The 4,804-nt window shown below is 54.8% G+C and carries 6 protein-coding genes and 1 rRNA gene; 5 read left to right on the forward strand and 2 right to left on the reverse strand.

Annotated features, from left to right (window positions below):
- Positions 1-780 (forward strand): Mrp/NBP35 family ATP-binding protein (locus tag BN871_RS23650; RefSeq protein WP_048749354.1); only part of this gene is annotated, 780 nt, incomplete at its 5' end.
- Between the two features lie 186 nt (positions 781-966).
- On the opposite strand, the gene gerD is transcribed toward BN871_RS23650, so the two are convergent.
- A complete protein-coding gene (gene gerD, locus BN871_RS23655) occupies positions 967-1,680 on the reverse strand; it encodes a spore germination lipoprotein GerD (protein ID WP_048749356.1) in 714 nt (237 codons plus the stop codon).
- A 165-nt stretch (positions 1,681-1,845) separates the two neighbouring features.
- On the opposite strand from gerD, the gene BN871_RS23660 reads away from it, so the two are divergent.
- The gene (locus BN871_RS23660) at positions 1,846-2,481 is read left to right on the forward strand and encodes a KinB-signaling pathway activation protein (RefSeq protein ID WP_048749358.1); all 636 of its coding nucleotides are present in this window, start codon (positions 1,846-1,848) and stop codon (positions 2,479-2,481) included.
- A gap of 19 nt (positions 2,482-2,500) precedes the next feature.
- On the opposite strand, the gene pdaB is transcribed toward BN871_RS23660, so the two are convergent.
- Complete coding sequence (gene pdaB / locus BN871_RS23665) at positions 2,501-3,298, reverse strand: polysaccharide deacetylase family sporulation protein PdaB (protein WP_048749360.1); 798 nt, start codon at positions 3,296-3,298, stop codon at positions 2,501-2,503.
- Between the two features lie 111 nt (positions 3,299-3,409).
- Here pdaB and BN871_RS23670 point away from each other — a divergent pair, with 111 nt between their 5' ends.
- The 3 genes from BN871_RS23670 to BN871_RS23680 all read left to right on the forward strand — a co-directional run.
- A complete protein-coding gene (locus tag BN871_RS23670; protein ID WP_048749363.1) occupies positions 3,410-4,036 on the forward strand; it encodes a stage II sporulation protein M in 627 nt (208 codons plus the stop codon).
- Positions 4,037-4,117: 81 nt separating this feature from the next.
- Positions 4,118-4,339: a hypothetical protein gene (locus BN871_RS23675; protein ID WP_048749365.1), complete on the forward strand. Its 222-nt coding sequence runs from the start codon at positions 4,118-4,120 to the stop codon at positions 4,337-4,339.
- Between the two features lie 266 nt (positions 4,340-4,605).
- Positions 4,606-4,804 (forward strand): 16S ribosomal RNA (locus BN871_RS23680); the annotation flags it as partial.

A 4,804-nucleotide genomic window follows, 5' to 3' on the forward strand; every position in this document is an offset into this window, starting at 1 on the left:
GAGGCGCTGCCGCTGCTGGCGGAGCGCAGCGGCACGCAGTTCATCGCCGTCGCCAGCGGCAAGGGCGGCGTCGGCAAGTCGACCGTCACCGTCAACCTGGCGGTGGCGCTCGCCCGCAGGGGCAAGCGGGTCGGCTTGATCGATGCCGACATCTACGGCTTCAGCGTGCCCGACATGATGGGCATCGAATCGCGGCCGGAGATCGTGGACGGCCGGATCGAGCCGATTGAGCGCTTCGGCGTGAAGGTCATCTCGATGGGCTTTTTCGTCGAGGACAACAGCCCTATCGTCTGGCGCGGCCCGATGCTTGGGCGGATGCTGCGCAACTTCTTCCAGGAAGTCGAGTGGGGAGAGCTGGATTATGTGCTGCTGGACTTGCCGCCGGGCACGGGCGACGTCGCGCTCGACGTTCACCAGATCTTGCCGCAGAGCAAGGAAATCATCGTGACGACCCCTCATGCGACAGCAGCCTTCGTCGCAGCCCGCGCCGGGGCGATGGCCATCACGACACAGCATGAGATTCTCGGAGTCGTGGAGAACATGTCCTATTACATGAGCCCGTCCACCGGCGAGAAGGACTATGTGTTCGGACGCGGGGGAGGGGCGAAGCTGGCGGAGACGCTGCACACTTCGCTGCTCGCTCAAGTGCCTCTCGGCGCGCCGGACAACCATGTATCCGAGCCGGACTTCTCTCCGTCGGTGTACAAGGCGGAGACGGAGACGGGAGCCATCTATCTGGAGCTGGCCGATCAAGTCATCAGGCTGGCGCCGGCACATTGATTGTTCTTCATCGCCATTCAAAAAGGGCAGCCCCTGGAAAATCCGGGTGCTGCCCTTTTTGGCGTCTTCATGACTGGCCTTTACTGAAAGCTTGGCTTAAGGCTCAACCGCCTTTGTTCACCCAGTCCGAATATCCGCCTTTTGCTGTTTCGAGCTATAGCAGGCCCAGCCGCCTTTACGTCCTCATCAGCTTGATGTTCCGCTGCCCTCGCCGCTATCCTTGCTGTCGTCGCCGCCACCGCCGCCGTCTTCACCGCCGCTGTCGCCGCCTTCGCCGCCACCGCCGGAGCTCGTATCCACTTTCTCGCCCGGTTTGACGCGAAGCTCTTCCTGAACCGCTTTTTTGAGCAGGTCGAGGATTTCCACGCGGAAGAGCGGATTGGACATCGATTCCTGCATGATGGTCATGACCTGCTTGCGGTATTGCGAGCTCATGAGCACTTCGAGAATCATCTTGTCCATCTCCGGCGTTTTCATCGCCGAGATCAATTCCTTCTGGTACCCGGGATCTTTCATCAGCTCTTTGTGGATATCCTTGTTTTCTTTGTTGACCGCTTTGGCGAAGTCGCCGGCAAATCGGGTGTCCGTCATCAGCTTCTTGATCACTTTGTCGTAATCCGGCGACGTGATCGTTTCCTTGACAGCCATGCGCACACTTTCCGCATCCTGCACCGACAGCGACTTGATGCCGCTGCTCGACGTTCCCGCAGCGCTCATTTGGCTTTCCTGCAGCGCTTTCTGGGCGTCCTCCGTCTTGAGGATGTCGATCACCATGGATTTCATGTCTTTGTAGCTGGTCTGCTGGCCGCCTCCTCCTTGCGGCTCGGCGCCGCATCCGGTCAGAAGAACGGCAGCAAAAGCCGATATCGAAAAGCAGTACAAGGCCCGCTTGAGCTTCATGTCGAGGTTCCCCTTTCTTCGCTGTGCCGCCAAGTGTAGGATAGCGGCGATGATACGTACAGTATGCGCGAAGAGACGGGCGAATATCAGGGAAAGCCTTAGCTTTTTATTCCGTTCATGGTAAGATGAAGGATATGGCCAACTTCTCTGGGGGGATACATCCGCATGACGATCCGCAAGTGGTTTCACCTGTTCTGGACAACGCTGGCCTTGGGCGCCGCGACGACATTGATCGTCGGGGTCCTGATGCTTTTGACCGATAAGAGCTTCAGCGTATTCGGCTGGTCCGGATTCGGCTTCAACCTTTTCAATATGATGCTGGTGGGCTTGCTGATCGGCGCCTTCAGCCAGATGGGCTTTTTTGCTTATCTCACGGTCAATTACATCGCCCTGAGCGTATTCCGCAAAGCTTATCTATGGAATGCCTTGCAAGCGTATACGACTATTTTCGCGCTCGGATTCCTCGGCTATATCCTATATGGCGCCCGCGAAGACTTGGGCAATGTCGTCTTCTGGGCTCTGCCGCTTGGACTCGCCGCCGTATCTTGGGCGGTCGGAGCATGGAAGAGCCGGATAACCAACAACCACGCCTTCATCCCGACGCTGTTCCTGATGGTTGTCGTGACCGCGATCGAGGCATGGCCGAGCTTTCAGCCTGGAGATGACGGCAGTGTAAGCACAAGCGCGATCCTCTTCATGATGGCTCCGCTTGTCGTCTGCAATGCCTACCAGATTCTGCTGCTTCACCGCATTACGGGCAGCAGAAAAGCCGTCGACGCGCCAGAGGCGAAGACGGCCTGAAAGAAGTTCTTGCGGCTGCCTACATATGGATGGTGACCGGCTCGCTGGATACGCCGTTGTCCCGCACTTCCTTGCCGGAAGCCTCCGTGCCGCTGATCAGCTGGGAAACGCTGACGAATTCATAGCCCTGGCTGCGGAGCTGGTCGATGATAATCGGAAGCGCTTCGTGGGTCTGCTTCACGGAATCGCTCGCATGAAGCAGCACGATATCGCCGGGATGGGCGCGCTTGAGCACTCGATCGACAATGTTTTGGGTTCCGATATTCATCCAGTCCTGGGAATCGGTGTCCCATTGGATGACCTTGTAGCCCAAGCTTTCCGAAACTTGAAGCACCCTTTTGTCAAAATCCCCGTTGGGGAGGCGGATGAGCTGGGGTGCTTTTCCCGTCTCCTGGGTAAGGATGGAGTGGGCTGTCTGGATCTGATTCTTGATTTCTTCGTCGGTCAGCTTGCTGTAGTTTTCGTGCTTGTGGCCGTGGCTGCCGATTTCCCAGCCGCTGTCAACGATGGATTTGACGATTTGCGGATGGGTTTGCGCCCAGGGAGAGGAGAGGAAGAACGTAGCGTTCTTGACGTTTTTCTCTTTAAGGATTTCAAGGATGGGCTCGGCCCGCTTTTCTCCCCAGCTGATATCGAAGGTCAAAGCGATGATTTTTTTGCTTGTCGGCACATCATAGATAGCGGCAGGCTGATCGTTCGCAAACACGGAGATTTGGTCCTTCTCGGTATAGATGACACCGGCGGCAAAAATGACGGCCACGGCCAAGAAGAAATAACGCCTGATTTTTCTTCCGTTGAATACATAAAAATGATTCATCGATGAACGGGCTCCTTTCGCGGCAAGCTTGGCTTGCTGTATGGATTAGTACAATCTATGCCCGTCCGTACGGGATATTCGCGCCGCAGCCTAATTTTAGGGGGAAATGGAATGAGCAATCGAATGAAAGCAAGCTTCGCATCCATCAAGCTGGTGCGCCGGCAGTTTTGGCTGGGATGCCTGCTATTCGCGGCCGGCGCTTGGATCGGAGCGGTCAATGAAAGCTTCCATGCCATGCTTGAAGGTCAAATGAGCCAGATCCGGGATTTGGCCAAGACGCTTCAGGAAAGCGGCAATCCGACACTCAGCTTTTTCTTGTTCATTTTTTTCAATAATGCGGTAAAAGCGCTCGTTGTGATGGCGGCAGGCATTCTCTTCGGGGCGCTTCCGGTGTTTTTTCTCGTCATGAATGGCATGGTTCTCGGTTATTTATGGACGATTGAAGCGGCAGAAGCGGGAACGAGAGAGACGCTGCTTCATTTTACAAAAGGAATTCTGCCTCACGGCATCATCGAAATTCCCGTCATCATCCTCGCCGCCGCATATGGAATGAAGCTCGGGGGATATGTCTGGCGCTGGCTGGCGCTTGCTATGTCGGGAAGGGATACGGACTCTGTCCGGGCTGAATGGAAGGCTTATCTCCAAAGCCTTGTCCCTGCCGCAGCGATTGTCGTCCTGCTTCTTTTGGCAGCCGCGATAGTGGAAAGCACGCTGACAAGATGGATTTTGCAGCTGTAATAAAACTTCCATTATTTGAGCATAACTGTAAAGCGGCATCAGACCATGGAATGTTCCAGACATTCAAGGAGGCACCCCGTTATGCTCGGAATACTTTTCAACGACAAGGAATGCAAGGAACTCGACTATGTGCTGCGCAAGGAATTGGACGAGATGCTGCTTGATTTAGGGGATTCCCGGCTCGACGTAGATATCAAACAGGCCATAACCCGCAGGTACCGGATCGTATTCCGGATGTTCGCCCGGATTGCGCCTCCGAGAGAGCTGTCCCGGTATGCTCTCAGGGTCAGAAACAACCGCTAAAAAAGATTGAAATAAAAGTGGAATAAAGGGTTGACGGTCCTGTACAGGCTGTGGTAAATTAATTCTCGCCCCTTCGAACGGGCTTCATAAGAAGACAGCAGACGACATACATAAAGCGACATGGTAATAAAAAACAGGTTGCAATGAATGATTCAGCTGTGGTATATTATGAAAGTCGCCGCTTGAAAGCGACATAGAAATTTGTTATTTGAAAACTGAACAACGAGTGAAGCAAGTCAACGTTATAAATGAGCAAGTCAAACACCTTTATGGAGAGTTTGATCCTGGCTCAGGACGAACGCTGGCGGCGTGCCTAATACATGCAAGTCGAGCGGATCTTGTCCTTCGGGACAAGGTTAGCGGCGGACGGGTGAGTAACACGTAGGCAACCTGCCCTCAAGACTGGGATAACCTCCGGAAACGGATGCTAATACCGGATATGCGGTCTCTCCTCCTGGAGGGATC

This window comes from Paenibacillus sp. P22, assembly GCF_000469945.2.
Lineage (GTDB): Bacteria > Bacillota > Bacilli > Paenibacillales > Paenibacillaceae > Paenibacillus_O > Paenibacillus_O humicus.

Excerpts from the sequence above, each read along its gene's own strand:
- gerD (WP_048749356.1), bottom strand. The coding sequence starts at position 1,680 with ATGAAGCTCAAGCGGGCCTTGTACTGCTTTTCGATATCGGCTTTTGCT.
- BN871_RS23675 (WP_048749365.1), top strand. The coding sequence starts at position 4,118 with ATGCTCGGAATACTTTTCAACGACAAGGAATGCAAGGAACTCGACTAT.
- BN871_RS23670 (WP_048749363.1), top strand. The coding sequence starts at position 3,410 with ATGAGCAATCGAATGAAAGCAAGCTTCGCATCCATCAAGCTGGTGCGC.
- BN871_RS23660 (WP_048749358.1), top strand. The coding sequence starts at position 1,846 with ATGACGATCCGCAAGTGGTTTCACCTGTTCTGGACAACGCTGGCCTTG.
- pdaB (WP_048749360.1), bottom strand. The coding sequence starts at position 3,298 with ATGAATCATTTTTATGTATTCAACGGAAGAAAAATCAGGCGTTATTTC.